The sequence below is a fragment of the Legionella spiritensis genome (genome assembly GCF_900186965.1).
In the GTDB taxonomy this organism is placed as follows: Bacteria; Pseudomonadota; Gammaproteobacteria; order Legionellales; family Legionellaceae; genus Legionella_C; species Legionella_C spiritensis.
In genome coordinates this window covers 3,308,819-3,334,237 of the sequence record NZ_LT906457.1, presented here as the reverse complement: position 1 = coordinate 3,334,237, position 25,419 = coordinate 3,308,819, and the positions used below count along the sequence as shown (strand labels likewise).

The following is a 25,419-nucleotide window of genomic DNA, read 5'->3' as shown; positions in this document are numbered from 1 at the left end:
CATTACAAAATTTACTCTTATTATTGCAACCGTGATGGCCGTAAGTTGCACAAAAATGTCTGAACACCATACAACGGCCGTACGTAAAGCGGCGACACCCTATACCATGCCGACGGCGGCATATCTTGCCATGGCAAAAAATCAAATCGGAGAAGAACAGCAAAATATGCTGATTATGGCGGCCGGTCGAGCCTTGTATGATGGGCAATGGCGGGAAGCCTTATCTATTCTGGCACAAACTCGTGATTTATCGCCCGTACAAAAAAATGAAAAAAATATTCTTATGGCCAGGATAGACTTGCTGCGTGAACAGCCTCGCGCAGCTATTGCCAGATTATCAGCCGTTCGAAACAGGGAAAATTTACCGGAATTTTATCAGGTACTTTATCATGAACAATTGGCCAGTGCTTATGAAGCCTCCGGTAATGCGTCTTACGCCGTGGCAGAACGAATCAAACTGGAGCGCTTATTGCCCGATGAAGCGAGTCGTATCAATAACCGGCGTGTGCTGTGGCTTACCTTGACCCGATTGCCTGATGCGGAACTCAATACCATGGGGGTTGAGGCGAGTGATGGTTCCGAACTGCAGGGATGGATGAAGCTGGCTTTGGTTGCCAGACGCCAATCCGGCCAACCTGACGCCATGTTGACGCAAGTCGCTCAATGGCAAGAAGAATTCCCCGGCCATCCCGCTAACAAATTATTACCTTCGTCCCTGTCTGCGGTAAAACCGTATTTATACCCAAAACCCAGGCATATGGCACTGCTGTTGCCTGTAACCGGACCACTGGCGGGGCCAGGTGGTGCTGTCCGTGATGGTTTTATGGCGGCTTATAACGCCAGTAATCCCAATAGCCAGACCAGTGTTCGCATTTACAATACGGCCGCCGGCGATGTCACTCGGCTTTATCAACAGGCGCTGGAAGACGGTGCCGATTATGTTGTTGGACCCTTGGCCAAGAATGATGTGGCCATTGTTGCCAGTATGTCTCACCCGGTTCCAACGTTGCTATTGAATGATAACGAGGTGAGAACCGGTAGCAACGCGTATCGTTTTAGCTTGTCGCCTGCCAATGAAGCCAGACAGGTAGCGGCAAAAGCCGGTAAAAAAGGATTAAAGCACGTTTTGATTATTGCTCCGTCCGGCAGTTGGGGTGATGAAATTGTTGCCGCGTTTACGGATCAATGGCAGGCAGGTGGAGGCATGGTCATTGATCGCCTGGCCTTTGATGATCACACAGATCTCAATACGGCGGTTCGTGAACTGCTTCATGTTTCGGAAAGTGAAGCGAAGGAAAAGCAATTTAGAAGAGGCGCTGAACCGGATGGTGTCTTTGTACCGAAGCGCCGTCAGGATTTTGATATGATCTTTTTGCTGGCCTATCCGTCCAAGGCACGACAGATCATGCCTTTGCTGAAGTATTACTTCGCCGGCGATGTCCCGGTTTACGCTACGTCAGCGGTTTATGCCGGCAATACAAACACCATGCGTGACAGGGATTTGGATGGCATTATTTTTTGTGATATGCCCTGGGTGTTCAATCATCAGCTGGCGAACAAAAACTGGCCGGAACAATTGAACAGTTATAACCGGTTATACGCCCTGGGCATGGATAGTTACGCATTGACTACCCAGTTAAACCAGTTAATTCTTTTTCCGGCGATGGGTATTAATGATAAAAGCGGCGTTCTTTATCTGAATCGGGCTCAACAGGTAGCCCGGATACTCGCCTGGGGAAAATTCAAGGGTGGTGTCGCTGAATTAACCAGCGAGACAATCTAGGCTCCGATAAACCAGCAGCACAGGCCAAACAGGGATGGAATATAGTTGATGTCAAAGGGAATCGGCGATGAGGCTGAACGGGGAGCGTTCCGTTACCTCATAAAACAGGGTTTGAAGCCGGTAATCAATAATTACCGCTGCCGCTGGGGTGAAATAGATATTATTATGCGTGATGGAGAATACCTGGTGTTTATTGAAGTGCGAGCCCGGCAATCCATGGCTTTCGGCGGGGCACTGGCCAGTGTCACTAAAGCCAAGCGGCAAAAACTGATTCGCACGGCACAACATTATCAGTGGTCGCAGAATATATATGGAAAGAGTCCGGCGCGCTTTGATCTGGTTGTCCTGCAAGGATTTCCGGGAAAACCTGAATGGATAAAGAACGCCTTTGATTTGGATTATTGAACGTTTGAGGATATCGTATCATGTCACAAATGGAAGATAGAGTCAGGCAACTCTTCGGAGTCAGTATCGAGTCTAAAATTGCGGTTGCTGACCTATTGTCGCCGCTTATTGCCAAATCAGCCATGCGTCTGGTCAATTGCCTGCTCAACAACGGCAAAATACTTCTGTGCGGAAATGGTGGATCGGCAGCGAATTGCCTGCATTTTTCAGCGGCGATGATTAATCGCTTTGAAGTGGAAAGGCCGCCGTTGCCGGTTATCGCATTAACCAGTGACATGGCGTCCATGACGTCTATTGCGGGCGACAGTTATTATGAACAGGTGTTTGCCAGGCAAATCCAGGCTTTAGGACAGGAAGGCGATGTTCTGGTCGTGTTGTCCACATCCGGAAATAGCAACAGTATTCTGCACGCCGTGAATGCCGCCAATGATCGAGGGATGGATACCATCGCGCTGAACGGAAGAGATGGCGGGTTGCTTGCCAACCATCTCGGGCCGGAAGATATTGAATTACGAGTAATGGCCGATAATGAAGCAAGAATACAGGAAACCCATCTGTTCATTCTGCATTGCTTTTGTGATTTGATCGATCAATCTTTGTTTGGACAAATGTTGGGGTAGATTATGAAATATCGTTCACTGTTTATTCTTTTGAGCTGCATGTTACTGGCAAGCTGTGTTGCAGCGGTAGTTGCCGGCGCGGCAGCCGGACTGGTCGTCTATGACAATCGCAGTTTTACCATGCTGGAAAGTGACGCGCGTATTTTCCATAAAATCCACACGGCGATAGTGACCGATCCCCGTTTTCAGGAATCTCGTATAATAGTCAGTAGTTATAACCAGGTAGTGCTGCTGGTGGGACAGACTCCCACCGCATCGCTGCGGGTTCTCGCTGAAAAAATAGCGCAAAAAACGCCCAAAGTACGCCGGGTTTATGATGAGGTTACCATTGGTGATCCCATACCATTAAGCCAGCGATCCCAGGATTCCTGGATAACAAGCCAGGTACGAAGCCAAATGCTGACCAAATCCGGCCTGGAGTCCGGCTCTATTCGTATTGTGACGGAAAATGGCGTGGTTTATTTAATGGGTATCGTGACTTCCGAACAGGCCAGTTTAGCCGTTGATGTCGCCAGACAGGTTAACGGGGTACAGAAAGTGGTAAAAGTATTCCAGTATATTCATTAATATGAAAAAACAGGGATGTGTGATTTTTTTGCTGGTTGTGTTCACGGGTCTGCTGTCAGGGTGTATAAGCAGTGTCTGGACCGGTGCAACCATGATTTACGACAGACACGATGTCTATAAAAAGCTGGATAATTACAGTTTGGATGGCAATGCCCATCACGCCCTTTTTAAGGACAAGGTTTTTAAACAGCCGGGATGTTCACTTGATCTGGCTATTTTTAATAATGATATTTTAATCGCAGGCCATGTTCCAAGTGCGGCACTCCGTAGTTTGGCGGAATCCCGCCTGCGTCGATTAACGGGTTATCGACGGATTTATAATCAGGTCGCGGTAAAAAAGGAAGGGAGTCATACCATTCAGGACAGCTGGATAACCATGAAAATACGCAGTCAGATATTTGCGGATGCCGAGATTGACCCCAGCGAATTTAAAATCATAACGTCTGACCGGATAGTTTATGTTATGGGTGATATAACCCCTGATCAGGCTCGCCGTGTGCTGCATATTGCCCGTAATACCAGTGGTGTCCTCCGGGTTGTTAAATTAATCAACTATTACCACTTGAGCAAGAAGGAACATATTTAACCCTGAAATACAGAGGCCTGTGTTTCAATCACAGGCCAGCCTGTACCCGTTCCAATCCAGGAAGTGGTTAACCTGGAGGTTACCTGTAACTTTATCAATGGTAGCGACCTTTATCCAGTCGTTTCCGGATTTTTCTTAATCTTAATTCACGCATTAATCCGCTCGAGGCTTGAATATTTTCATTATCCATACCGTTTAGTGTTTTAGTGGGATGAGATCGATAGTGTTTTCGATAGGAAATGTGATTTTTATTGTGCTTATGATGAAGACCGTCACCGTAACGGGAAAGCATTTTTTCACGCGTTCCGGCAGCGGTACCTTGTTGCTTTTCAGACATAATTCATCCTTAACTGTGAGATAATATTGGAGTGAATTGTATAAACTCTCATCTAAAATATAGCCAATATGATCAATTTTTGCCATACAAATTCCTCGTAAAACGCACAAAATAGATTCACTGACGTTGCTTATCCAGATTGTTTACTTTATAATCCGCGCGGTAAAAGTAAGGTGAGTAGTGAAAGGCAAGCGTACGATGGGGATTATTAAATCGTTGCTGGTTATGCAGCTGGTTACGACCGCCGCTATCGCGCTGGTTCTTTTCCTATGCAACGGTAACCGCTCGGCTATCTCGGCTGTACTGGGCGGGATCGTGGCCATATTACCGTCGGCTCTGTTTGCCAGAAAGCTGTTTCAATATCAGGGAGCAAGAGCGGCACGGAAGATAGTCAGGAGTTTCTATTTCGGTGAAGCCTTGAAACTACTGCTGTCCATGGCTCTGTTTACGCTGGTTTTTGTATTTTATGAGGTTAAACCGTTAGCGTTTTTTGTAACGTATATAGTAGTGGTTATGAGCATTTGGTTCGCGCCGCTATTTTTTGCTAATAAACACAATAGGCCTAAAAGTGACTGAAATGGTATCAAGCACAAATTACATCAAGCATCATCTGACATACTTATCGTATGATCTTCAGTCCATGAGTCTGGGTGCCAAGGGTTTCTGGACGGTGAACCTCGATACTGTGTTTTTTTCGCTGGTCACCGGCGCCATTGTTTTGCTTTTCATGTATCTGGGAGCGAGAAGAGTCACGACCGGAGTGCCGGGAAAATTACAGAACTTTGCAGAAATGATGCTTGAGTTTGCCGATAATCAGGTCAAGGATTGTTTTCATGGCCGAAATCCGTTAATCGGCCCGTTGGCATTAACCATTTTCATGTGGGTTTTCCTGATGAATTTCATGGATATCCTGCCGGTTGATATTTTACCTATGGCAGCCAAGTCTCTTGGTATTCCATACCTGAAAATAGTCCCGACCAACGATTTAAATCTGACGTTTGCCTTGTCCGTGTCCGTATTTTTCCTCATTGTGTTCTACAGCATAAAAATCAAGGGTATCAAAGGCTTTGTCAAAGAGTTGACTTTAAAACCGTTTAATCATCCCGGCTTTATTCCTTTTAACCTTTTGCTTGAACTGGTGGGATTGATTGCCAAACCCATCTCGCTTTCTCTTCGTTTATTCGGAAACCTGTATGCCGGCGAACTGATTTTTATATTGATTGCACTGTTGACTTTAAACGCGACCTCCGCGTCCGTTATTGGTACGGCGACTTTAAGTGTCGGACAATTTTTGCTGGCTTTGGCCTGGTCGATTTTTCACATTCTGGTGATAACATTGCAAGCGTTTATCTTTATGGTTTTGACTATTGTGTATCTAAGTCTGGCCCATGAAGATCATTAACCTGCGTATTTAATATTTAATTTAAACTCTGTCCATTAAGGGGATTTTTATGCAAGCAGCAAATTTAATCGCACAAGTTCAAGGTATGACTGTTATCGCGGTAGCGTTACTGATTGGACTGGGTGCACTTGGAACCGCCATCGGATTCGGTCTGTTAGGCGGCAAGTTTCTGGAAGGTTCGGCACGTCAGCCTGAAATGGTGCCTATGTTACAGGTAAAAATGTTTATTGTTGCCGGCTTGCTTGATGCTGTAGCTATGATTGGTGTGGGTATCGCCCTGTTTTTCACCTTTGCCAACCCCTTCCTCAGCAACCTGGGTTCTTGATAACACCGAACTGGGGCGCGAAGGCGCCCTGAACTTGTTACAAGGGAGACGATTTTGGATATTAATTTGACACTTGTAGTGCAAGTGCTGGTATTTGCAGCATTTGTCTGGTTTACCATGAGATTTGTCTGGCCTCCTCTGTCCAAGGCACTGGAAGAGCGTCAGGATAAAATAGCGGATGGTTTGTCTGCAGCCGAGCGTGGCCGCAAGGAACTGGAGCTGGCGCAACATCGTGTAAAAGACGAGATGAAGCATGCCAAGGCACAGGCTACCGAAATTATTGAAAAAGCTAATCGTCGCGCGGCTCAATTAATTGAGGAAGCCAAGGAAGACGCGAAGCGCGAGGCGCAAAAGCAGGCAAAACTGGCGCATGAGCAGCTTTTGCACGAAGTCAATCGCGCCAAGGACACCTTGCGGCAACAGCTTGCCCAGCTTGCCATAGCGGGTGCTGAAAAAATTCTGATGCGCGAGATTGATGAAAAGGCAAACACCGCCTTGCTGGATAACCTGATTAAAGAGATTTGATATGTCTGAAACCATTACAGTGGCCAGGCCTTATGCGAAAGCCATCTTCGAGTATGCGCTGGACAAAGGTAAATTGAGTGAATGGTCTGAAATTCTGATGGGTCTGTCTCATTTTATTTTCGATCAGCAGGTGGTTCGTTTTATCAATAACCCCGTGACAACGGTGGCGCAGAAAATCGCGTTGATGACCGATCCCTTGAAAAAAATAGCTGGTACCGAACAGGAAGCATTGACCAATTTTATATCAGAGCTTGCTCACAACAAACGCCTGATGGCTTTGCCGGACATACAAATTCTGTTTGAAGCCATGAGAGCGGAACAGGAAAAGACCATCACCGTCCATGTAACCAGTTATTCAAAGCTCGACTCAACGCAGGAGCGGCAGTTCATTGATGCCTTGAGTCAGCGTTTAAAATGTCAGGTAACGCTGAAAACGGTTGTTGATCCCCATTTACTGGGTGGCGCGATCATCCAGGCCGGTGATTTGGTTATTGATGGATCGGTTCGCGGGAAATTAAACAAACTCGGCGCCGATTTGGCTGCGTAACAGAGAGGATAGAATTCATGTCAGAACATATTGCTTTAAAACCATCTGAAATTAGCGAATTAATCAGGCAAAAAATAGAACAGTTTAAAGTGGTTTCCGAAGCCAGAAATGAAGGTACCATTGTAAGTTTGAAAGATGGTATTGTGCGTATGCACGGTCTTGAAGATGTGATGCAAGGTGAAATGATTGAATTTCCCGGCGGTGTCTTCAGTCTGGCTTTGAATCTGGAGCGCGACTCTGTCGGTGCTGTGGTTCTGGGCGATTATGCCGGATTATCCGAAGGCGACAAGGGAAAATGTACCGGACGAATTCTTGAAGTGCCTGTCGGTGATGCGCTTCTTGGTCGAGTGGTCGACGCGCTGGGTAATCCTATTGACGGCAAAGGTCCGGTCAAGGCAACCAAAATGTCGCCGATTGAGAAAGTGGCTCCCGGCGTAATCGCACGCCAATCCGTTGATCAACCGGTACAAACCGGTTTAAAAGCCGTTGACGCGATGATTCCCGTAGGGCGCGGTCAGCGTGAATTAATTATCGGCGACAGACAGACCGGAAAAACAGCCATCGCTATTGACGCCATCATTAACCAGAAAGGTACCGGCGTTAAATGTATTTATGTTGCCGTTGGCCAAAAAGCGTCTTCGGTGGCCTCTATCGTTAGAAAACTGGAAGAGCATGGTGCCATGGAGCATACCATCGTGGTTGTCGCCGGTGCCTCCGATTCTGCCGCGTTGCAATTTATCGCACCCTATGCCGGATGTACCATGGGTGAATACTTCATGGAAAAAGGTGAAGACGCGCTTATCGTTTATGACGATTTAACCAAACAGGCCTGGGCTTATCGACAAATATCGCTGTTGCTGCGCCGTCCACCGGGTCGTGAAGCGTATCCTGGTGATGTATTCTATCTGCACTCCCGTCTGCTCGAACGCGCGTCGCGGATTAATGCGCAAGAAGTTGAAAAACTGACGGAAGGTAAAGTCAAAGGCAAGACCGGTTCGCTGACGGCGTTACCGATTATTGAAACGCAGGCCGGTGACGTATCGGCATTCGTACCAACCAACGTGATTTCAATTACCGACGGACAGATATTTCTTGATGTGGATTTGTTCAATTCCGGTGTGCGTCCGGCTATTAATTCAGGTTTGTCCGTATCTCGGGTTGGCGGTGCCGCGCAGACGAAAATCATGAAAAAACTTGGTGGCGGAACCCGCCTGGCCCTGGCTCAGTTTCGTGAGCTGGAAGCGTTTTCGCAATTCGCATCCGACCTTGATGATGCGACACGCAAGCAGCTGGAACGTGGTCAGCGCATTACCGAGTTGATGAAGCAGAAGCAATATGCGCCGATGTCGGTCGCGGAAATGGCTTTATCCCTGTTTATCGTGGAAAAAGGATATCTGGATGATATTCCTGTTGCTGAAGTCACAGCCTTTGAAAAAGCAATTCAGGAACATATGCGTGCGGCTTATGCCAGTTTGATGGACAAAATCAATGACTCCGGTGATTACAACAACGATATTGAAAATCAATTGAAAGCGGCTGTTGAAGATTTTAAAGGAACCGGAAGCTGGTAAGGATCCGCCGGTTTATGCCGGCGGCCAAATGATTAAGCGGGATGTCGGCAGCAGGCGTCCTGACGATGAAAGGCGAAGTAAAATATGGCTGGTGCAAAAGAGATCCGTAGTAAAATTGCGAGTATTAAAAATACGCAAAAAATAACACGGGCCATGGAAATGGTTGCCGCTAGTAAAATGCGTAAAACGCAGGATAGAATGAAGGCATCCAAACCATACGCCACGAAAATTTATGAAGTGGTGGAACACCTGGCTCGGGCAAATTCCGAATATCATCATCCCTTTATGACCACTCGCGAGATTAAGCGGATAGGACTTATTGTCGTGACAACCGACCGCGGCTTGTGTGGCGGATTAAACGCCAATTTGTTGCGTGAAAGCATCCGTACCGTGCATCAGTGGCAAGAGCAAGGCAAGGAAGTGGATTTATGTGTTCTTGGACGCAAGGGACAGGCTTTTTTCAAACGTTTCGGCGGCCGGGTTGTCGCTTCGGCCGATCAATTGGGAGACAAGCCCGGGATCAGTGATTTGATTGGTGTCGTCAAGGTGATGCTGGATGCTTTTTATCATGGTGAAATTGACGCGCTGCATATCGTATATAATGAGTTTGTTAATACCATGACACAGCGGCCGAACATAAAACAGTTATTGCCGCTTCCCGTCTCCGATAAGGACAGTAAAGAACTTGGCCATCATTGGGATTACATTTACGAACCGGATGCCAAGGAATTACTGGACGGTCTGCTTGAAAGGTATATTGAATTACAGGTGTACCAGGCCGTTGTGGAAAATATTGCCTGCGAGCAAGCGGCAAAAATGATTGCGATGAAAAGCGCAACGGATAACGCCGGTGATTTAATCAAGGAATTTCAATTGGCATATAACAAAGCCCGACAGGCTGCCATTACGCAGGAGTTGGCAGAAATTGTCGGTGGCGCATCCGCTTTATAAGAGGGTATATCATGAGTGTAGGTACAGTAGTTGAAGTAATTGGTGCGGTAGTTGATGTGGAGTTTCCGCGAGAAAATGTTCCAAAAATAAATGACGCGTTGAATCTTGTCGACGGCAATCTGGTCTTTGAAGTACAGCAGCAACTTGGTGACGGCGTGGTACGTACTATCGCCATGGGCAGTACGGACGGTCTGAAGCGAGGCGTGCAGGCCAAAAATACCGGCAAACCCATTCAGGTGCCGGTCGGCAAAAAAACACTGGGTCGTATCATGGATGTTTTGGGTCGCCCGGTTGATGAGAAAGGCGATATTGACGCCGAGGAGTTGTGGTCTATTCACCGTCAGGCTCCCAGTTATGAGGAACAAGCCGGCAGCCAGGAATTGCTGGAAACCGGAATCAAGGTCATTGACCTTCTCTGTCCGTTTGCCAAGGGCGGCAAGGTCGGTTTATTCGGCGGCGCCGGCGTTGGTAAAACCGTTAACATGATGGAGTTGATTCGTAACATCGCCATTGAGCACAGCGGTTATTCCGTATTTGCCGGTGTAGGTGAACGTACCCGTGAAGGTAACGACTTCTATCACGAGATGAAAGAATCCAACGTTCTCGATAAAGTATCGCTGGTTTATGGTCAGATGAACGAACCGCCGGGTAACCGTTTGCGCGTAGCCTTGACTGGACTGACTATGGCGGAGAAATTCCGCGATGAGGGACGTGATGTGTTATTGTTTATTGATAACATTTACCGTTATACCCTGGCAGGAGTCGAAGTGTCCGCATTGCTTGGCCGTATGCCTTCCGCAGTGGGATATCAGCCGACACTGGCCGAGGAAATGGGTATGTTGCAAGAGCGTATTACCTCAACAAAAACCGGTTCCATCACCTCCATCCAGGCGGTTTATGTTCCTGCGGATGACTTGACGGATCCGTCTCCCGCGACAACCTTTGCTCACCTTGATGCTACTGTGGTTCTGTCACGACAGATCGCCGAGCTTGGTATTTACCCGGCGGTAGATCCGCTTGACTCCACATCACGACAACTGGATCCTTTAATCGTCGGTCAGGAGCATTATGATACGGCACGCCGCGTTCAGCAAACCTTGCAGCGCTACAAGGAATTGAAAGACATCATTGCCATTCTTGGTATGGATGAGTTGTCGGAAGAAGACAAACGCATTGTTTCACGCGCAAGGAAAATTCAGCGATTCCTGTCGCAGCCGTTTTTCGTGGCCGAAGTATTTACCGGAGCACCCGGAAAATACGTTTCCCTGAAAGATACAATAAAGGGATTCCAGGGTATTCTGGCCGGCGAATACGACGACTTGCCCGAGCAGGCATTTTATATGGTTGGTAGCATTGAAGAAGCTGTTGCCAAGGCTAAAACCTTATGAGGCAAGATGGTAAGATGATTACTACGCATTTAGACATCGTCAGCGCAGAAAGGGAAATATTTTCAGGCACTGCGGAAATGGTTATAGCCACGGCGGAACTCGGTGAAGTCGGTATAGTGCCGGGACATGCCCCTATGTTGACTGTTCTCAAACCCGGTGAAATCCGGGTTATCCTGCCTGGCGGTGAACAGGAAGTGTACTATGTTTCAGGCGGCATGCTTGAGGTGCAGCCCCACTGCGTTACTGTGCTGGCTGATGCGGTGGAGCGTGCGGATAGTCTGGATGAAGCGGCGGCTCTCGCGGCCAAGGCCAGAGCGGAAGAAGCAATAGCCAACAAGGGCGCGGAGTTGGATTACTCCATGGCCGCCGCTGAACTGGCACGCGCGGTCGCCCAGATTCGAGCGATCCAGAAACTCAGAAAAATCAAGAAGTAGTACCATTCCCTTTTGCATTTTTTATTGGGTTGCCTATGGGCAACCCAGTCTGCAAATAAATTTCCATCCATTTTTCTAACTGATAAGTTATTAATAAAAGCCTTTTTGCTCTCTTCAAAAGCAAAAAAGAGTTAAAGTTTTATAGTTTGGTTAAAAAATTATCGTATAATATATAAATATGTACGATATTCAGAAGAATGTTATGTCCAATGATAAAAAACGACTTGCCGCTTTATTGAAAGCAAGACAACAGTGGCAAAAAGATGAACAGGCGCGACGTGAATATGAAGAAACGCAACATCGGGAATATGTACAACAGGGCCATTTTCTCCACGCTACGGAAAGTCTGGTAGAGGACTTTAAAAACTGGTGTGAAGAAAACGATGCCAAAGAGTTGGCTGGAAAACTTATGGATATTCAGCAAGAAGACAATAAATTTTTTGAAGAAAATGTGAGCAGCGGTAAACCCGCTATTCAAATCAGCCACAAATATTTCAACCGGTTGTCGCTGTTAAACCAGATTATTTCCAAAGAGGATTCTTTGGAGTTATTCAAAACATATTTGTCCGGGCATAATGTAGATTATGACAGCTTTCTCTCCGACACAAAGACGCTCAAGGATGTCTTGCTGGATGTCGCCCAAGCCTTTAATGACCAAAAGCATGAATCCAGTTTCTCCAATCAATAGCTCATGTCCTTTGCGGAGTCCTTGATCCCATGCAAGCCAAATTACTCAAGTGGTGTTGATTAATGAATAAATCCGGCGACAACCCTCTGCATGAACTCATTGCCATTGAAAAGGACGCCAGGGCGTTTGGCTTTGAGTGGCCCGATGCTTATATGATCATTGAGCAGGCCGTGAGTGAATGTGATGAAATAAAATCCGCTTTGCTGGATGAGGAACCACGATCCCGGGTTGAAGAAGAGATAGGCGATCTGCTGCATACTGCGGTTTCCATGTGCCTGTTCTCGGGTTTTGATCCGGAGGACACCCTGGCCAGAATTGTCAAAAAATTCAGCGCGAGAATGCAGGCTTTAAAGGCTGTCGCCGCCTGCAATGGTTATAACTCTCTAAAGGGACTGCCCATCGAACTCGTACTGGAACTATGGCGGGAAGCAAAGATGCGAGCATCTGAAAAACAGGGAAGGCCTGGCATTTTTTGAAAATCCTCCGTTGATTCTTTCCCTATTCGTTTTATTCAAGCTATGATGGTTGCAAACTAGTTTGCAAATTAGTAGCCATGTTTCTTTATGATGATCGTAATATATTGTTATTTAAAAAAATAATAGTGATTTTCTGGTGTTTATGGTGGTTCATCGCTTTGTGGACCGACGTGGTCGGAGCTCTGGCGCATGCGGGGTTTCTGGTAAAAAGCTGGGCGCCGGATACCAATTACCCTTTTCTGGTAGACTCTTTAAAAATGTATTCCGCGCCGGCCTGGGTTCCTGTGGTTTGCATAACCGGAATCATTCTGTGGTCCTTGTTCTCGGCACTGGCTTTTCTTTGGGCTTGCATGGGCATTAAACAATCGGCTCCAAACCGGATGAGACGGATTGACGCGGCGTTTATTATTTCACTCAGTTTCTGGCTGGCTTTTTTTCTTGCCGATCAATTGGTTGTGAAATTTGATTTGGAAGAAAATCATATGGTACAAGGTGGTTTTGAACTGCTGACCTATCTGGCCCTGTACATATTGCCCAATCACGACGGGGAGATAGGACGAGTCTCATGACTTTTCAGCATCGCGCTACAAAATATTGAAACATTACAAATGGTTAACAACGTTATCCCTGTATTCATACACAGAGTTATCCACAGGATGTTAAAGACATTGATTTAAAAAAATTATTTTTAAATCAATGAGATGCAGTTTTTTGCTGGCAAGGCAAACGGGTTGCGATAAAATTATTCACAATTAACCGGGCTTGCTTGTTCATAACAACCCCTGTTGTTTGTTAAAATACGTTATTGCATGTTAAAACGCATTATTAATGAGTGCCATGAACGATACCATAGAGCGGAAACCGATTACGGAATTTACTGAAAAGGCGTACCTTGATTATTCCATGTACGTCATCCTTGACCGCGCGCTGCCGCATCTGGCAGACGGATTGAAACCCGTACAGCGCCGGATTATTTACGCCATGTCCGAACTGGGGCTCAAGGCGACGGCAAAATATAAAAAATCCGCCAGAACGGTCGGGGACGTGCTGGGTAAATTTCATCCTCACGGAGACTCGGCGTGTTATGAGGCGATGGTGCTTATGGCACAGCCCTTTTCTTACCGCTATCCGTTTGTAGACGGTCAGGGAAACTGGGGATCCAGCGATGATCCCAAATCGTTCGCGGCCATGCGTTATACGGAAGCCAGGTTGTCTTCCTATGCCGAACTGCTGTTATCGGAACTGCAGCAAGGTACCGTGGACTGGGTGGATAATTTTGACGGTACGCTTCAGGAGCCTTCCCTGCTTCCCGCGCGTCTGCCTAATGTTCTGCTCAATGGCGCGACCGGAATAGCCGTTGGCATGTCTTCTGATATTCTGTCCCATAATTTGCGGGAAGTAGCTGATGCCTGTATCCATTTGCTGGAGCATCCCGATGCGGATTTGGATGCCGTATGTTCGCATATTCACGGCCCTGATTTCCCGACGGATGCGGAAATCATCACGCCTGCAAATCAGATCCGCGCACTTTATGAAAGCGGTACGGGATCGATCAGGCTGCGAGCCGTTTTTAACCAGGAAAAAAGCAACATTGTTATCACGGCACTGCCTTATCAGGTATCCGGCGCTAAAATCATGGAGCAAATCGCCGCTCAGATGCAGCAAAAGAAACTGCCCATGGTTGAGGATTTGCGAGACGAATCCGACCATGAACACCCTACCCGCCTGGTGATTGTTCCACGCTCCAACCGTGTTGATGCGCAAGGATTGATGTCGCATCTGTTTGCGACCACGGATCTTGAAAAAAGCTATCGGGTTAATTTCAATATGATAGGGCTGGATGGCAAGCCTCGGGTCAAAGGATTATTGACGTTACTTAATGAATGGCTGGTTTTTCGTTTAGCCACCGTAAAAAGGCGCCTGCAATTCCGTCTGGATAAGGTGCTGGAACGGCTTCATATTCTGGAAGGGCTTATCATCGCCTATTTGAATATTGACGAAGTGATTGCCATTATTCGCGAGCATGAGCATCCCAAACAGGCTTTAATAGAGCGCTTCCAGTTAAGCGAGACGCAGGCAGAGGCTATTCTGGAAATGAAACTTCGCCATCTTGCCAGACTGGAAGAAATCAAATTACGTACGGAACATGATGAACTTGGCAAGGAAAGAGACGCCTTGCAGGCCATTCTTGCCAGTGAGGCGCGGCTTAAAACGCTGGTTAAAAATGAAATCAAGGCCGATCGGGAGCGGTTTGGCGATGAGCGCCGCTCGCCATTAATTGAACGGGACGACGCCCAGGCTCTCAGGGAAGAGGATATCCTGCCTAATGAACCCATCACTGTGGTACTGTCCCAGAAAGGCTGGATAAGGGCAGCCAAGGGGCATGATGTCAACGGACGGGAGTTAAGTTATAAGGCCGGCGACGAATTCAAGGCACAGACAAACGCTCGCAGTAATCAGCAAGTGGTGTTTTTTGATGGCGAAGGCAAGGTTTATTCCCTGCCTGGCCACGTGCTGCCTTCGGCACGAGGGCAGGGTGAGCCGTTGACGGGCAAGTTAAATCCTGCTGACGGAGTGATGTTTGAAACAACCATAAGCGGCGATCCGGAGGAATGGGTTGTTCTGGCAACGGATGCCGGTTATGGATTTATAACAAGACTTAACGATCTGTATGTAAAAAACCGTAATGGGAAAGCCTGTGTCAAACTGTCGGAAGGAAGCCGGTTATTATCACCGCGAATACTGACAGACGTAGAATCGCAATGGATAGCCTGTGTCACGAATATTGGTCGCCTGCTCGTTTTCAATGCCCGGGATTTACCGGTTCTTGGCCGCGGAAAAGGCAACAGAATGATCAATATTCCTGCGTCCAAAATCCAGTCACGCGAAGAGTATGTGATGGATATACAGGTTCTTCACGCACAGGATGCGTTAACCGTTTATGCCGGCAAGCGCCATTACACCTTGAAACCCGCTGATTTAACTCATTACATGGGCGAGCGTGGCCGGCGAGGAAACCGGTTGCCGCGCGGTTTGCAGAATGTCACCTCAACGCAGGTCTCCGGGAGCTAAACGGTTTTTATGAAATTATCGGCAAGGCAATTGCGCTGGCTATTGAATGCCTGGCCGCCCTTCTGGGGAGCCGGCATTAAAGTGGAGCACATCAGTGCGGATTTTTCCCTGATTCGCGTGTCACTGGCCTTTCGCTGGTACAATAAAAATTACATGCGGGTGCAATATGGCGGCAGCTTGTATTCCATGACGGATCCGTTTTTTGTATTGATTTTAATAAAAAAACTGGGGCCGGACTATATCGCCTGGGATAAACACGCGGAAATCAAATATATAAAACCGGGCAAGAGCCGGGTGTATGCCGAGTTTACCATTACAGAACAACAAATTACGGATATTAAAAACGCTGCGGAGCACCATGAAAAAACCCTGCCGGTTTTTCACACCACGATTTATGATCAACATAAGGAGGCCGTTGCCAGTGTGAAAAAAACGGTTTATGTGAAACGGATCCGTTAACAGAATTCTCCGTGCCCCATTTTGTTATAAATGAACGGTAGCCCGTAAGGAGGCCTGCGGCCGTATTGCGGGTCAACAAGCTCCGGTGACATCATTTAATAATTGCGATAATTCCTGTTGCTGCTGTTCGCCTAGATCGGTCAGTGGCAGGGTGGCTAAACCTGCGGCGCGATAAAGCGCCTTTGTTGACGAGTTGGATATCGCTTGCAGGTGCAATGCAATGGTGGCCGCGTCGCCTCTGGCCAAGGGGCCTGTCAGTGCTTCCTTTACCTCATTGCTCCGAGTAATATTTTCAAGGCAGCCTTGCATCAGATTGCTGATCATACGTTTGGCCTGGCTCGGGTTTACGCCGCTTTTTTTCAATAACTCCGTTGCTTCTGCCGCCAATGTGATCAGGTAGTTGGATGCGATGGTCGCGGCGACATGGTAGCTTGCTTTATACGTTGAATCGATGGTCATGACATGGGCGCCAAGGGAATCAAAAAGCGGGATCAGACGTTGACATGCGACGGCATCGCCTTCCACAACGCAGTCGCATTGGTTAAAGCGGTTACCAAAATGAGGATTGCCGCTAAATGCCCGTAGAGGATGGACGCTTGCGGTATGGCATCCCTGATCAGCTAATGGGCGCAATACGTCGGCGTTTAACGCGCCGCTGCAATGCACGACCACACTGCCGGGGAGCAGTCGTTTTTCCCGGGCCAGCCTTTCCGCAATAATGACAATTTTATCATCCGGAACCGTTATAAACGTCAATGATGCCGGCGCAAGAGCGGCCGGTGTGGCAATCGCTTCACCGGCTCCGATCAATTCGACGACTCGTTGTGCCTTCTCAAGGTGCCGATTACAGATCTGTTGCAATGCCGCCAGATCTTGGCTGACCAGGGCACAGGCGATGCTTGTCCCGAGGCGGCCTGCGCCGATTACGCTGAATGTTAGTTTCATTAATGGCTACCTTATCGATCGGATAAAACAAATTCCGGAGATGATCGATCGTTTGGACGTTGTCGGATAATGTACCGTAATCGATGGTTAATTTGAACAAAAAATAATCGTTTGGCATGGTTTCTATCATAATGCAAAAATTGGCGTGGGTAATATCTTTATTATGAAGCAGGCAAATTTGTTTTAACTCAATGAATTACGCAAAAAAACAGCAATAAGCCGTGCTTTATTTCATCATTTTGATTGTTTTTTTGGATGAATTGTTGCACGATTGAGATCGGTCAAAAAATCAGGATGATACTATGAAAAAACGGATTGTTTCATTGTTGGTCATGTCTTTGGCGGCAGAATGGGGTTATGCGGCTTCACAAACGATGGTCTGGGGAGACAGCAAAACGTATTCCGCGCGTTTAAAAGGCGTTGCCGGTGCATCGGGCAAGACAGCGAGTGATTACCAGCTTCGCTTAAAGGGGAACCCGGGTGTTAATACATCAAATCATGGCCGTTATCAAATCATGTATAAAGGTGTTCCTGTCTGGGGTCATCAGCTGGTCTTTCACGGCAAATCCGGCAAGGCACCGGCTGTTACCGGGATTGATGTCAAAGGCATTGAGAACGACTTAAGCAGTATGGACGGCAAACTGACCGCCAAACAAGCCGAAGACAAGGTGCTGGCGACGGTGAAAGGCAAGATAAAATTCAAAACCACCGAGAAAGTGATCTACATAGACAACGAGCAAAAGGCGCATCTCAGTTATCACCTGGCTTTCTACACACATCAGGATAAAAAACCGATTTCAGCACCTAATTATCTCATCGATGCAAACAGCGGCGAGGTATTAAAACAGTGGAATGCGGCTCGTCAGGAGCGAATTGGTCAAGGTCTTGGCGGCAATTCATTCCCTCTGCCCTATCGTTCCGGCATGTTTCAGCATGGCGATGCTATTCCCGGGGTACCTTCGCTGGGCAAATTTGATGTGACGGTTAAAGACGGATTCTGTCATGTGGAAAATGATGCGGTGCGTGTGGTGAATCTGTTTAACCTGCCATTGGGTTACGAAGCGTTCCCCATCGGTGTGGAAGAAGAGAGCCAATACAAATTGGGCGCGTTTGTCTATCCTTGCGACGCACTGAGTTTTTACCTTAATTACACCGACGGTAGCGCAGGTCCGGTGAATTATTCGTTTTCGCCGGTGAACGATACCATGTATTTTGCCCAGCAAACGCTCGATATGTATGAACAGGTCTATGGCGTGAGCAAGCCGCTTGGTGATGATTTGCCGGTGCGTGCTTACACGCATTTGGGCGCGATGGACAACGCGTTTGCTATTCCTACCATTCGCTATAATGGGGAATTACTGGCTCATCAGCAAATTATTATCGGTAACGGCAACTATTTCCTGACAGCCCCCGCACAGGCGGTGATAGGCCATGAACTGTCGCATAATTTTACCGAACTTAATTCCGGACTGTTTTATGACGGTCAATCCGGCGGCATCAATGAATCCTTTTCAGATATGGCGGCAATTGCCTTGCAGGATTTTCTGCGTCGTGACTATCCCTGGTACTGGGATGGCGAGGACTGGACCATAGGCCGGGAAGCTGTTCTGGGCGGCGAACCGCTCCGTTATATGGATGATCCGACCAAAGACGGTATTTCCATCGCCCACGCGGATGATTATTCCGATGAACTCGATGTGCATGAGACCAGCGGCGTGTTTAATAAAGCGTTTTATCTTCTGGCGCACAAACCGGGTTGGTCCATTCAGCAAGCCTTTCAGGTCATGATCGACGCCAATCAAAATTACTGGTCACCCATTGCCTATTATGATTTTGCCGCCTGCGGGGTTATTCAGGCCGCGAAAGATCGGGATCTGGACGAAACGGCCGTCATTGAAGCGTTTGATGAAGTAGGCGTGCATTGCCCTGTGTAACGCAGGCCAACCGCACAATGGACCCGAAGTGCCTGACGGCGCGTCTTCTTCGGGTCATTATCCTTCTTGCTTCCTTCATTGTGGATTGGAATGTGTCCGAAGTTTTTTAGTCCGGATCGCATTTTGTATGGCCTTGATTTATTTGTAATAGTTGTTAAATTTTGCGCTTGCAGTTATAGCTCTGCGTTTCGTTCTCGCAGAGAAAACGTTGGGTGATTTGAGTATGCTTTATTTTATACAGGGAAGCGCAAGGGACGTATTTCAGGATTTTAAATGCGAATCTCTGATTGCGACATCAAAAGTATCGGAAACCCTGATTCAAAGAGATTTGCCAAGAACCTGTCTATTAGGCGGCAGGGAGGCCATGCGGCGCCATTTTGCGATATGGTCGAAGATATATCCTACTCCGAACTATTATTGTCAGGGGGATATGTCAGGAGGAAACCTGTTTAAAATCTATGGCGAATTCCCGTTTCAAAAGAAAGGCGAAAGTTATGAACACGCTTCCTTGAATCATGTCAATATAACGTTTGCTTACGTTGACGAACACCAGCGTTTATGTGGATTAAATATTTGTTACCGCCGGGATGACCCCTCAAAATGGATGGTGGGTCTCGTTAAAGATACCCATCTTCCTCCTGATGAACGTACGGTAGCGGTTTTAACCGGCGTCAGCCCGGACGCTTTTCTGGTGGAGAGGAAAAAGCGAACCGCAAGGATTGGCAAGATGCGTATGTCAGAGAGCATTCTGGCAAACACGTTGTTGCCTGCGGCCGACTCCCCCCTCATCGCGGCGATTATTAAGGAAATTATTACTCCAAAAGGAACCATCAATCATCATAGTGATGTATTGAATTTGTGTACGGAATCGGTTGGTGATCCGGAAAAAGACGGGTTTCCCGAGAATCAGACGTTATTGGCGCGCCTTGTAACCTCGCCGGGTTCGATCATTAACGATCCACTTTTGCAGAAAATCGCATTATCCCATACGAATCCGGCTCCGCATCAGATCCTCTCCTGCCTGGATAATACCGGCTCTTTATGCAACACCTTGCAAAGCGTTTACAAGCGCATGGAAGATTATGGTTTCCAGTCCCGGATTATAGACCTGGCTTTTTTTCTGGATAAAGAGAGGCAGTTTGATAAATTTGCCCTGTTTTCCGAGGATAACTGGTCTTTCCCTGAGGATAATTTTGCGCAAACCGTAGTTTGTCAATTGGTATTGAATCAACCGGAAATAACCATCGAGGAGTTGCAGTCTTTAATTTTATTACTCAAGGACTCTTTTCATTTAAAGCAATTTGTTAACCCGTATGAACTGGCTGATTATTTGTTGCGAAAAAAAGAAAATGATACGGTGGAGCCATTGGCAACACTGACCGTCCTCAGCGACTATTTTAAGGATTTGCTGCAGAAATTTAAGCGGATCGCACAGGTGCGCGGGAAACCATTACCGCCTGATATTCTGCAAGATGCGGGTATGCGTTATCTTACCGAACCCGATTCGGATATCCCGGCGTTGTTAACCCTTTGTGAAAACGTCGAGCAAACCAAAGCCGCTCTAGTTTTACTGGAGCAGGGCTATCGTGACACCAATCTGGCTTTAATCGTTGCCAATCCCTTTCTGGTTGCCGCTATTAACAAATTAGCTGATCTGAAGTTGTGCCTTTTGATTGATAGTTTGTTTGACGATCCTTTTAAGTTACCGGTTCTTGCCGGCCTTTATCAATGGCCGCAACCCTTGGATCAAACCGCTTGCCTGCTGCTTTGGATCCAGGGTCGATTGCAAGCGGATGAGTTTGAGCGGTTGCGCCATACGTTGCAGGAATATCCTTATTTATCCCGTCTTCTGGTTAATTTGCATAATAAAGGGTATTCCCCTGATTTCCTGGAAAAGGTGAGTCAAAACCCCGTTCTGCATCAAGGGTTGCGAGTGCTGGATTCCTGCGATATCGCGTTTATCGAGGAACACATTACAGCGGAGGCTGGCGTGTTGCTGGCTTTGATTGCCCAGGATATCAAAGGCAATGAGTTTCAATCACCCGTAAAAAAATATTTGGCCACCCTGCTGCCCCTGCTGATGGATTATTTTAACGGTGAGACGGAATTAAGCGAATTATCAGTTGGCGTCGAAACATTGGATCTCAACGATGAGAACGATACGGCTTTGTGCTGTGAAACCATAAAAACCACCGTTGTAAATTATCTGCGAATGATTGCCGAGGCCAAAAGCATAGGGTTTTTGGCGTTGGAAACGGTATTTGCCGCACCGGCAACCTGTCGATTCCTGGCCAAAGCCATCAGTAAGCTTGCGGAACACAATGATTCTTCGGCTCTCGATCATGACTTGAAGCTTGTAACTGACATCAAACGTCAACTATTTCACGAGTTTGCTTCCGGAGCCATTGATGCGGGCATACTGGATGACGTGGTGCTGGATAATGCGGTACGTGCGTTGCAAACGGCTTATCTTGATAACCGGGAGGCAGCAAAACACCAGACGCCTTATTTCAGGATTTTTGTGACGTCTCAGGCCTTGGCTTCGGCCGTCCTGCTGTTATCACAACATGGCCTGTCAACACGGGAATTGTTACAGCGAGACGCCGAATCGCAACGGCAAGGGTTGCAGGCTATCCAATATTTAAAGGACATGGCACAGGATAATGAGGACACGGTGCGATTAGCGCTGGCTATGGATGACAAGGGCCATGATTTTCGTCGAATGCTTTCATTTATTAAACGATTACCCAAGGCACATCAGGCCGATGCCGTTCATTGGGCTTGTAGTTTCATTGTGACAAGAAAGACGTGCGGTTTATTAAAAGTTATGAATTTCGATGACTCGACTGATCCGGTCATTGCAAGGGAGGTACTTACGAGAATATCGCTTGTCAATCGACTGAGGGTACTGGATCTGGATAATGCGAACGAAATGATTGATTTGTTACTAAGCAACACCGCACAAGGGCGGTTTGTACTTGATCTGATATTGAGGATAGAAAAAGAGTGTCAGGCGATGAGAAGGCGATTGCGGAAGGACGCTCCTCTGAAGTACGACGGCTTTGTGGAGCCGGAGCGACTGTATCGCCGCAATATTTATAATCTGGTACGCGAGACCCTGCAAGCCAAAACAAGGCCTTCCGGAGAGGAGCTGGCAAAACGAATCGATGATATTGCCAAACCGTTGCTTACCGTGGCGAGTCAGGACAGGCATCCCTGGATTAGAAAGTCCATGATGATTATCAGCAATGCCTTAAGTCTTTTACTGACCATAGGTATCGCGAACGCCGTCAGGAAATACAATACCGGTGATTTCTGGTTTTTTTCCAGAACCACCACCAGTGATGCCGTTCTTGCCCTTGACAGGAGCATTCAGACAAGCATGAGGTGGCAGGCCAGCATGTCCTGATCTGTTAACTGAAAATACAATCCATGTGTTGTCCATTCAGTCTTGATAGTAAAAATACTATTGAACTGAACCTTGATTTCTGCTTAATATGAATATTCTGTAGGAGACAGAATATTAAGGAAGAGCCATGCCTCTGCCCAAGAAGGCGTTACGTTTCGGCCAATTAACACATAAAACGGCGGGATCGGCGGTACCCAAATCGGGACATGACGTTGTAAAAGTTGTGTTTACCGATGGCGACGGCAAGGAAAGACTTGGGTTTTACAAACCATGCGATGAGACTTATCCACCCCTGCTCGCCAAGTATTCTGTGGCGGTGAGTATTGGCATGCGTACAACCTTTGGTAACGCCGCGGCAGAAGAGCGTCTTGTTTTCAATGACAAGGATGAAATTATTGGAACGGTATCCCTTGTTCTTCCCGGCTTTAAACCCTTGCTTTCCAACTCGGATTCCTTGCCGCTCGATGAGCAGGAAAAAAATCTGGTTTGTCCTGATGTAAGTAAATTATTAGCGTCGAATATGGCTCATCTCCTGATATTGTACTGGCGATGGAAAAACGACGATGTTCATCCGGGAAACATCGGCGCTTGCTCCGGTGAAAAAGTGGATTACGATATATTTTTCAGACCGGACTGGGAGGAATTTGTCGGATTTGCCTACAGCGTGTTTTTCGGATTTGATTATGATATGTGTCTCTACCCTATCACCTCTATCATAAAAGGGTCTCGCTGGATCCATGGGATTCTGGTGCCTGTTCCTGAAAAATCCATGACCTTAAAGGCAAAGAATCTGGATAATTTTCCCATTCTCAATGGGCGCACGCATTGGCCAACGCACGTTATCCCTGAAAATTTGAATCTTTACAAAACCCATAAAGCCCATGAAGCATTTCAAGCCCTGGCGGGTAATCCTTGCTTTGAAACGGCTAACGGTCGTGTGTATTTCCAGGAACAGATGTTCCAGTCTTTGTTGCACGAACTAATCACCTATGACCCTGATATGATACGGGCCCGAATGGAAGAGTATTTCGGGGATATCCCACTGGATTATCTATCCCTTCCACCTGAAAAAAGCGGACGGCTGGAGGAGGTGCATGGTGAGTTGTTCAATAAAATCAGCAATGGAAAACCGTTTGTTGATCATATGGAGTTGCTTAACCAGAATGAATACAATGAATTATATCGTGCGGTGGTGTTTTATGGTGGTTGCGAAAAGAATGAAAAAGATGTGACGGTCCCGAGCTTTGCGCAATTTTTGCAAAACAAGCCTTCGGGCCTGCCAAGAGTGGCAGAATGGGCTTCTGCGGAAAACAGTCGGATAGAAAAAGCCCGCGAGTATCAGGCACACAAGGAGGATGGGGACAGGAAAGCGGAGGATCTGCTGTCAGGCGGTATGGCCTCGCATAGCCATGAAAAAAAGACGGTTGAACAGGAGAGTCCCTGGTATTCCTATTGTATAGCGGAGAGGGGGCAATTCAGCGCAGAGAAAATCAGGCAGCGCTACCATAAGGTTTTTCGTGACGCTCACATCGACCTGTTGAAAGATATCCTTGGCGAAGGCAAGTCGCTGGTTAAACTGTTACAAAACGAATTAAGCAAAGAGCCGCTAGCATCCATTGATTTGACCAAACCGGAATCATCCGAAGCAGTAAAAACGCTTGATACGGAGAACAGTGCCATAACGGAAGCCTGGCAATTTATGGGGTCAACAAGCTGGGTCGATGAAACGATCAAAGTGGATTGTGATGAGACCAGCAGTTTGAGGGAAGGTTTGATTCGCATCCAGAAATTTTTCAAAGAACTTACTGTTCTCAGCCAAAAATACTATACCGAAGAGGAATTGACTCCGGGAATCAATAGAACGTTTGCTAATAACCTGAGTCAGTTAATTCTCGATTGTACAGAAGGTATACCCGAATTGCTTGGCGAACACACCAGTTGGGCAAAGGTATTTGTCAGGATAACGGGTCGGTTAGACAATTATCAGAATCGTATCCGATTAGAGCGACATTTAATTAAGGAAGATGCTCCTTTAACGTCTACAGAGCGTGCTGATATTGTAAGGCCTATTATCCGGGATCATATGGAACAGGATATTATTGACTCCTGTTTTAAAACCTTGTTTGATTGGGTCGATACGCTTGATCGTTCGGTGTTGAATTCGTATATTGCAGAAGCTGTTGATGTATACAAGCCCTATTGGGCAAACATAACGTCCTGGAAATACCGGCATACGGAGGTAAAAAGATACATCAAGGAAAGTACGGATGAAAATTCTGAAATTCTTGCCTGGATTTTGCGGTGGGGTGAAACAAAAAGCAATTCATTAAATACGATATTATTAAAGAGCTTAATCCCAAGGATGCTGGATTATTCCATGTCAGAAGTGGCTGTAAATTTGATTAGCGTGCGCTATGCGTTTGCGGAAAACAAGTTCAAAGCGGAGTCTTACGCTGAAAAGGCTAAAAGCTATATCATTGCTCATACTACAATTCCCTCAAATTTATTTTACAAAACGATGAAACGCTGGGTTTCCGCCCTGGATCGCGAGAAATTTATCGGACTGGTTTTTGAGGCCATTACGGACTACGAGAAAAAAATAAGCTTTTGGACAACCTCGCGTAGGGGCGAAGTGAAAGAATATCTGAAGCCGGAACATTCGAACGTCTGTGTTTTGGGTTATATTTTTTGCAAGGGTGGCATAGAGACCAATTCCCTGAACACGATACTCTATCATAAAATTATCCAGGCAATGCAAGCGGATATCAGTACCGATCCGGATAAAAAGGATGATGAAGAATACCAACTCATGAACAAATTGACCCTGGAGCATATACAACAATTTATGAGAGATTTACGTCAATTTGCAAAAGACAGTTCCTATGAGCAGGAAAAAGCGCTCGCCTTGATGTAATGCTGGGTCAGGTTCCGTGAACATCCTGTTTACAGGGCGAAAATGAGAATGACGTCGTCATCGCGGCTATGAAACAGGTTG

General features: G+C 46.9%; 24 protein-coding genes. 22 read left to right on the top strand and 2 right to left on the bottom strand.

Features of this window, described 5'->3' with window-relative positions; all coding sequences use genetic code 11:
• Positions 1–55 precede the first annotated feature (55 nt).
• The 5 genes from CKW05_RS15185 to CKW05_RS15165 are packed head-to-tail and all read left to right on the top strand — an operon-like array spanning position 56 to position 3,961.
• Positions 56–1,783: a penicillin-binding protein activator gene (locus CKW05_RS15185; protein ID WP_231950634.1), complete on the top strand. Its 1,728-nt coding sequence runs from the start codon at positions 56–58 to the stop codon at positions 1,781–1,783.
• A 48-nt stretch (positions 1,784–1,831) separates the two neighbouring features.
• Positions 1,832–2,188, top strand: a complete 357-nt coding sequence (locus tag CKW05_RS15180; RefSeq protein WP_058482065.1) for a YraN family protein — start codon at positions 1,832–1,834, stop codon at positions 2,186–2,188.
• A gap of 20 nt (positions 2,189–2,208) precedes the next feature.
• Positions 2,209–2,808, top strand: coding sequence for a D-sedoheptulose-7-phosphate isomerase (locus CKW05_RS15175; protein ID WP_082642690.1), 600 nt, complete (start codon positions 2,209–2,211; stop codon positions 2,806–2,808).
• A 3-nt stretch (positions 2,809–2,811) separates the two neighbouring features.
• Positions 2,812–3,375: a BON domain-containing protein gene (locus CKW05_RS15170; protein WP_058482064.1), complete on the top strand. Its 564-nt coding sequence runs from the start codon at positions 2,812–2,814 to the stop codon at positions 3,373–3,375.
• 1 nt (position 3,376) lies between these two features.
• Entirely contained in the window at positions 3,377–3,961 is a 585-nt protein-coding gene (locus tag CKW05_RS15165) for a BON domain-containing protein (RefSeq protein WP_058482063.1), read from the top strand.
• A 94-nt stretch (positions 3,962–4,055) separates the two neighbouring features.
• On the opposite strand, the gene CKW05_RS15160 is transcribed toward CKW05_RS15165, so the two are convergent.
• The gene (locus CKW05_RS15160) at positions 4,056–4,298 is read right to left on the bottom strand and encodes a hypothetical protein (protein WP_058482062.1); all 243 of its coding nucleotides are present in this window, start codon (positions 4,296–4,298) and stop codon (positions 4,056–4,058) included.
• Positions 4,299–4,496: 198 nt separating this feature from the next.
• Here CKW05_RS15160 and CKW05_RS15155 point away from each other — a divergent pair, with 198 nt between their 5' ends.
• The 14 genes from CKW05_RS15155 to CKW05_RS15090 all read left to right on the top strand — a co-directional run bounded on the left by CKW05_RS15155 (position 4,497) and on the right by CKW05_RS15090 (position 16,136).
• Complete coding sequence (locus CKW05_RS15155) at positions 4,497–4,874, top strand: ATP synthase subunit I (RefSeq protein WP_058482061.1); 378 nt, start codon at positions 4,497–4,499, stop codon at positions 4,872–4,874.
• 1 nt (position 4,875) lies between these two features.
• A complete protein-coding gene (atpB, locus tag CKW05_RS15150; protein ID WP_082642689.1) occupies positions 4,876–5,700 on the top strand; it encodes a F0F1 ATP synthase subunit A in 825 nt (274 codons plus the stop codon).
• A gap of 49 nt (positions 5,701–5,749) precedes the next feature.
• On the top strand, positions 5,750–6,025 hold the full coding sequence (atpE, locus tag CKW05_RS15145) for a F0F1 ATP synthase subunit C (protein WP_058482060.1): 276 nt from the start codon (positions 5,750–5,752) through the stop codon (positions 6,023–6,025).
• 54 nt (positions 6,026–6,079) lie between these two features.
• Positions 6,080–6,550: a F0F1 ATP synthase subunit B gene (locus CKW05_RS15140; RefSeq protein ID WP_058482059.1), complete on the top strand. Its 471-nt coding sequence runs from the start codon at positions 6,080–6,082 to the stop codon at positions 6,548–6,550.
• Position 6,551: 1 nt separating this feature from the next.
• On the top strand, positions 6,552–7,097 hold the full coding sequence (locus CKW05_RS15135) for a F0F1 ATP synthase subunit delta (protein ID WP_058482058.1): 546 nt from the start codon (positions 6,552–6,554) through the stop codon (positions 7,095–7,097).
• A 17-nt stretch (positions 7,098–7,114) separates the two neighbouring features.
• Positions 7,115–8,668 carry a F0F1 ATP synthase subunit alpha gene (atpA, locus tag CKW05_RS15130; protein ID WP_058482057.1) on the top strand — a complete coding sequence of 518 codons (1,554 nt, stop codon included), beginning with the start codon at positions 7,115–7,117 and terminating at the stop codon, positions 8,666–8,668.
• Positions 8,669–8,752: 84 nt separating this feature from the next.
• Positions 8,753–9,619, top strand: a complete 867-nt coding sequence (gene atpG, locus CKW05_RS15125; protein WP_058482056.1) for a F0F1 ATP synthase subunit gamma — start codon at positions 8,753–8,755, stop codon at positions 9,617–9,619.
• A gap of 11 nt (positions 9,620–9,630) precedes the next feature.
• On the top strand, positions 9,631–11,007 hold the full coding sequence (gene atpD, locus CKW05_RS15120; protein WP_058482055.1) for a F0F1 ATP synthase subunit beta: 1,377 nt from the start codon (positions 9,631–9,633) through the stop codon (positions 11,005–11,007).
• A gap of 14 nt (positions 11,008–11,021) precedes the next feature.
• Positions 11,022–11,441, top strand: coding sequence for a F0F1 ATP synthase subunit epsilon (locus CKW05_RS15115; protein ID WP_058482079.1), 420 nt, complete (start codon positions 11,022–11,024; stop codon positions 11,439–11,441).
• 202 nt (positions 11,442–11,643) lie between these two features.
• Positions 11,644–12,129: a hypothetical protein gene (locus CKW05_RS15110; RefSeq protein ID WP_058482054.1), complete on the top strand. Its 486-nt coding sequence runs from the start codon at positions 11,644–11,646 to the stop codon at positions 12,127–12,129.
• 62 nt (positions 12,130–12,191) lie between these two features.
• The gene (locus tag CKW05_RS15105; protein WP_197697348.1) at positions 12,192–12,605 is read left to right on the top strand and encodes a MazG nucleotide pyrophosphohydrolase domain-containing protein; all 414 of its coding nucleotides are present in this window, start codon (positions 12,192–12,194) and stop codon (positions 12,603–12,605) included.
• A gap of 77 nt (positions 12,606–12,682) precedes the next feature.
• Complete coding sequence (locus CKW05_RS15100) at positions 12,683–13,174, top strand: hypothetical protein (protein WP_058482053.1); 492 nt, start codon at positions 12,683–12,685, stop codon at positions 13,172–13,174.
• A gap of 268 nt (positions 13,175–13,442) precedes the next feature.
• Positions 13,443–15,677 carry a DNA topoisomerase IV subunit A gene (gene parC, locus CKW05_RS15095; protein WP_058482052.1) on the top strand — a complete coding sequence of 745 codons (2,235 nt, stop codon included), beginning with the start codon at positions 13,443–13,445 and terminating at the stop codon, positions 15,675–15,677.
• Positions 15,678–15,686: 9 nt separating this feature from the next.
• The gene (locus tag CKW05_RS15090) at positions 15,687–16,136 is read left to right on the top strand and encodes a DUF4442 domain-containing protein (protein ID WP_058482051.1); all 450 of its coding nucleotides are present in this window, start codon (positions 15,687–15,689) and stop codon (positions 16,134–16,136) included.
• A 72-nt stretch (positions 16,137–16,208) separates the two neighbouring features.
• Here the strand turns inward: CKW05_RS15090 and CKW05_RS15085 are convergent, their stop codons facing one another.
• Complete coding sequence (locus CKW05_RS15085; RefSeq protein WP_058482050.1) at positions 16,209–17,081, bottom strand: Rossmann-like and DUF2520 domain-containing protein; 873 nt, start codon at positions 17,079–17,081, stop codon at positions 16,209–16,211.
• A 302-nt stretch (positions 17,082–17,383) separates the two neighbouring features.
• On the opposite strand from CKW05_RS15085, the gene CKW05_RS15080 reads away from it, so the two are divergent.
• The 3 genes from CKW05_RS15080 (at position 17,384) to CKW05_RS15070 (ending at position 25,338) form a co-directional block, all read left to right on the top strand.
• Positions 17,384–19,015, top strand: coding sequence for a M4 family metallopeptidase (locus CKW05_RS15080; RefSeq protein ID WP_058482049.1), 1,632 nt, complete (start codon positions 17,384–17,386; stop codon positions 19,013–19,015).
• A gap of 223 nt (positions 19,016–19,238) precedes the next feature.
• The gene (locus CKW05_RS15075) at positions 19,239–22,424 is read left to right on the top strand and encodes a hypothetical protein (RefSeq protein ID WP_133141147.1); all 3,186 of its coding nucleotides are present in this window, start codon (positions 19,239–19,241) and stop codon (positions 22,422–22,424) included.
• Between the two features lie 127 nt (positions 22,425–22,551).
• Positions 22,552–25,338 carry a hypothetical protein gene (locus CKW05_RS15070; protein ID WP_058482047.1) on the top strand — a complete coding sequence of 929 codons (2,787 nt, stop codon included), beginning with the start codon at positions 22,552–22,554 and terminating at the stop codon, positions 25,336–25,338.
• Positions 25,339–25,419 lie beyond the last annotated feature (81 nt).

Excerpts from the sequence above, each read along its gene's own strand:
- CKW05_RS15185 (WP_231950634.1), top strand. The coding sequence starts at position 56 with ATGTCTGAACACCATACAACGGCCGTACGTAAAGCGGCGACACCCTAT.
- CKW05_RS15180 (WP_058482065.1), top strand. The coding sequence starts at position 1,832 with ATGTCAAAGGGAATCGGCGATGAGGCTGAACGGGGAGCGTTCCGTTAC.
- CKW05_RS15175 (WP_082642690.1), top strand. The coding sequence starts at position 2,209 with ATGTCACAAATGGAAGATAGAGTCAGGCAACTCTTCGGAGTCAGTATC.
- CKW05_RS15170 (WP_058482064.1), top strand. The coding sequence starts at position 2,812 with ATGAAATATCGTTCACTGTTTATTCTTTTGAGCTGCATGTTACTGGCA.
- CKW05_RS15165 (WP_058482063.1), top strand. The coding sequence starts at position 3,377 with ATGAAAAAACAGGGATGTGTGATTTTTTTGCTGGTTGTGTTCACGGGT.
- CKW05_RS15160 (WP_058482062.1), bottom strand. The coding sequence starts at position 4,298 with ATGTCTGAAAAGCAACAAGGTACCGCTGCCGGAACGCGTGAAAAAATG.
- CKW05_RS15155 (WP_058482061.1), top strand. The coding sequence starts at position 4,497 with ATGGGGATTATTAAATCGTTGCTGGTTATGCAGCTGGTTACGACCGCC.
- atpB (WP_082642689.1), top strand. The coding sequence starts at position 4,876 with ATGGTATCAAGCACAAATTACATCAAGCATCATCTGACATACTTATCG.
- atpE (WP_058482060.1), top strand. The coding sequence starts at position 5,750 with ATGCAAGCAGCAAATTTAATCGCACAAGTTCAAGGTATGACTGTTATC.
- CKW05_RS15135 (WP_058482058.1), top strand. The coding sequence starts at position 6,552 with ATGTCTGAAACCATTACAGTGGCCAGGCCTTATGCGAAAGCCATCTTC.
- atpA (WP_058482057.1), top strand. The coding sequence starts at position 7,115 with ATGTCAGAACATATTGCTTTAAAACCATCTGAAATTAGCGAATTAATC.
- atpG (WP_058482056.1), top strand. The coding sequence starts at position 8,753 with ATGGCTGGTGCAAAAGAGATCCGTAGTAAAATTGCGAGTATTAAAAAT.
- atpD (WP_058482055.1), top strand. The coding sequence starts at position 9,631 with ATGAGTGTAGGTACAGTAGTTGAAGTAATTGGTGCGGTAGTTGATGTG.
- CKW05_RS15115 (WP_058482079.1), top strand. The coding sequence starts at position 11,022 with ATGATTACTACGCATTTAGACATCGTCAGCGCAGAAAGGGAAATATTT.
- CKW05_RS15110 (WP_058482054.1), top strand. The coding sequence starts at position 11,644 with ATGTCCAATGATAAAAAACGACTTGCCGCTTTATTGAAAGCAAGACAA.
- CKW05_RS15105 (WP_197697348.1), top strand. The coding sequence starts at position 12,192 with ATGAATAAATCCGGCGACAACCCTCTGCATGAACTCATTGCCATTGAA.
- CKW05_RS15100 (WP_058482053.1), top strand. The coding sequence starts at position 12,683 with ATGTTTCTTTATGATGATCGTAATATATTGTTATTTAAAAAAATAATA.
- parC (WP_058482052.1), top strand. The coding sequence starts at position 13,443 with ATGAACGATACCATAGAGCGGAAACCGATTACGGAATTTACTGAAAAG.
- CKW05_RS15090 (WP_058482051.1), top strand. The coding sequence starts at position 15,687 with ATGAAATTATCGGCAAGGCAATTGCGCTGGCTATTGAATGCCTGGCCG.
- CKW05_RS15085 (WP_058482050.1), bottom strand. The coding sequence starts at position 17,081 with ATGAAACTAACATTCAGCGTAATCGGCGCAGGCCGCCTCGGGACAAGC.
- CKW05_RS15080 (WP_058482049.1), top strand. The coding sequence starts at position 17,384 with ATGAAAAAACGGATTGTTTCATTGTTGGTCATGTCTTTGGCGGCAGAA.
- CKW05_RS15075 (WP_133141147.1), top strand. The coding sequence starts at position 19,239 with ATGCTTTATTTTATACAGGGAAGCGCAAGGGACGTATTTCAGGATTTT.
- CKW05_RS15070 (WP_058482047.1), top strand. The coding sequence starts at position 22,552 with ATGCCTCTGCCCAAGAAGGCGTTACGTTTCGGCCAATTAACACATAAA.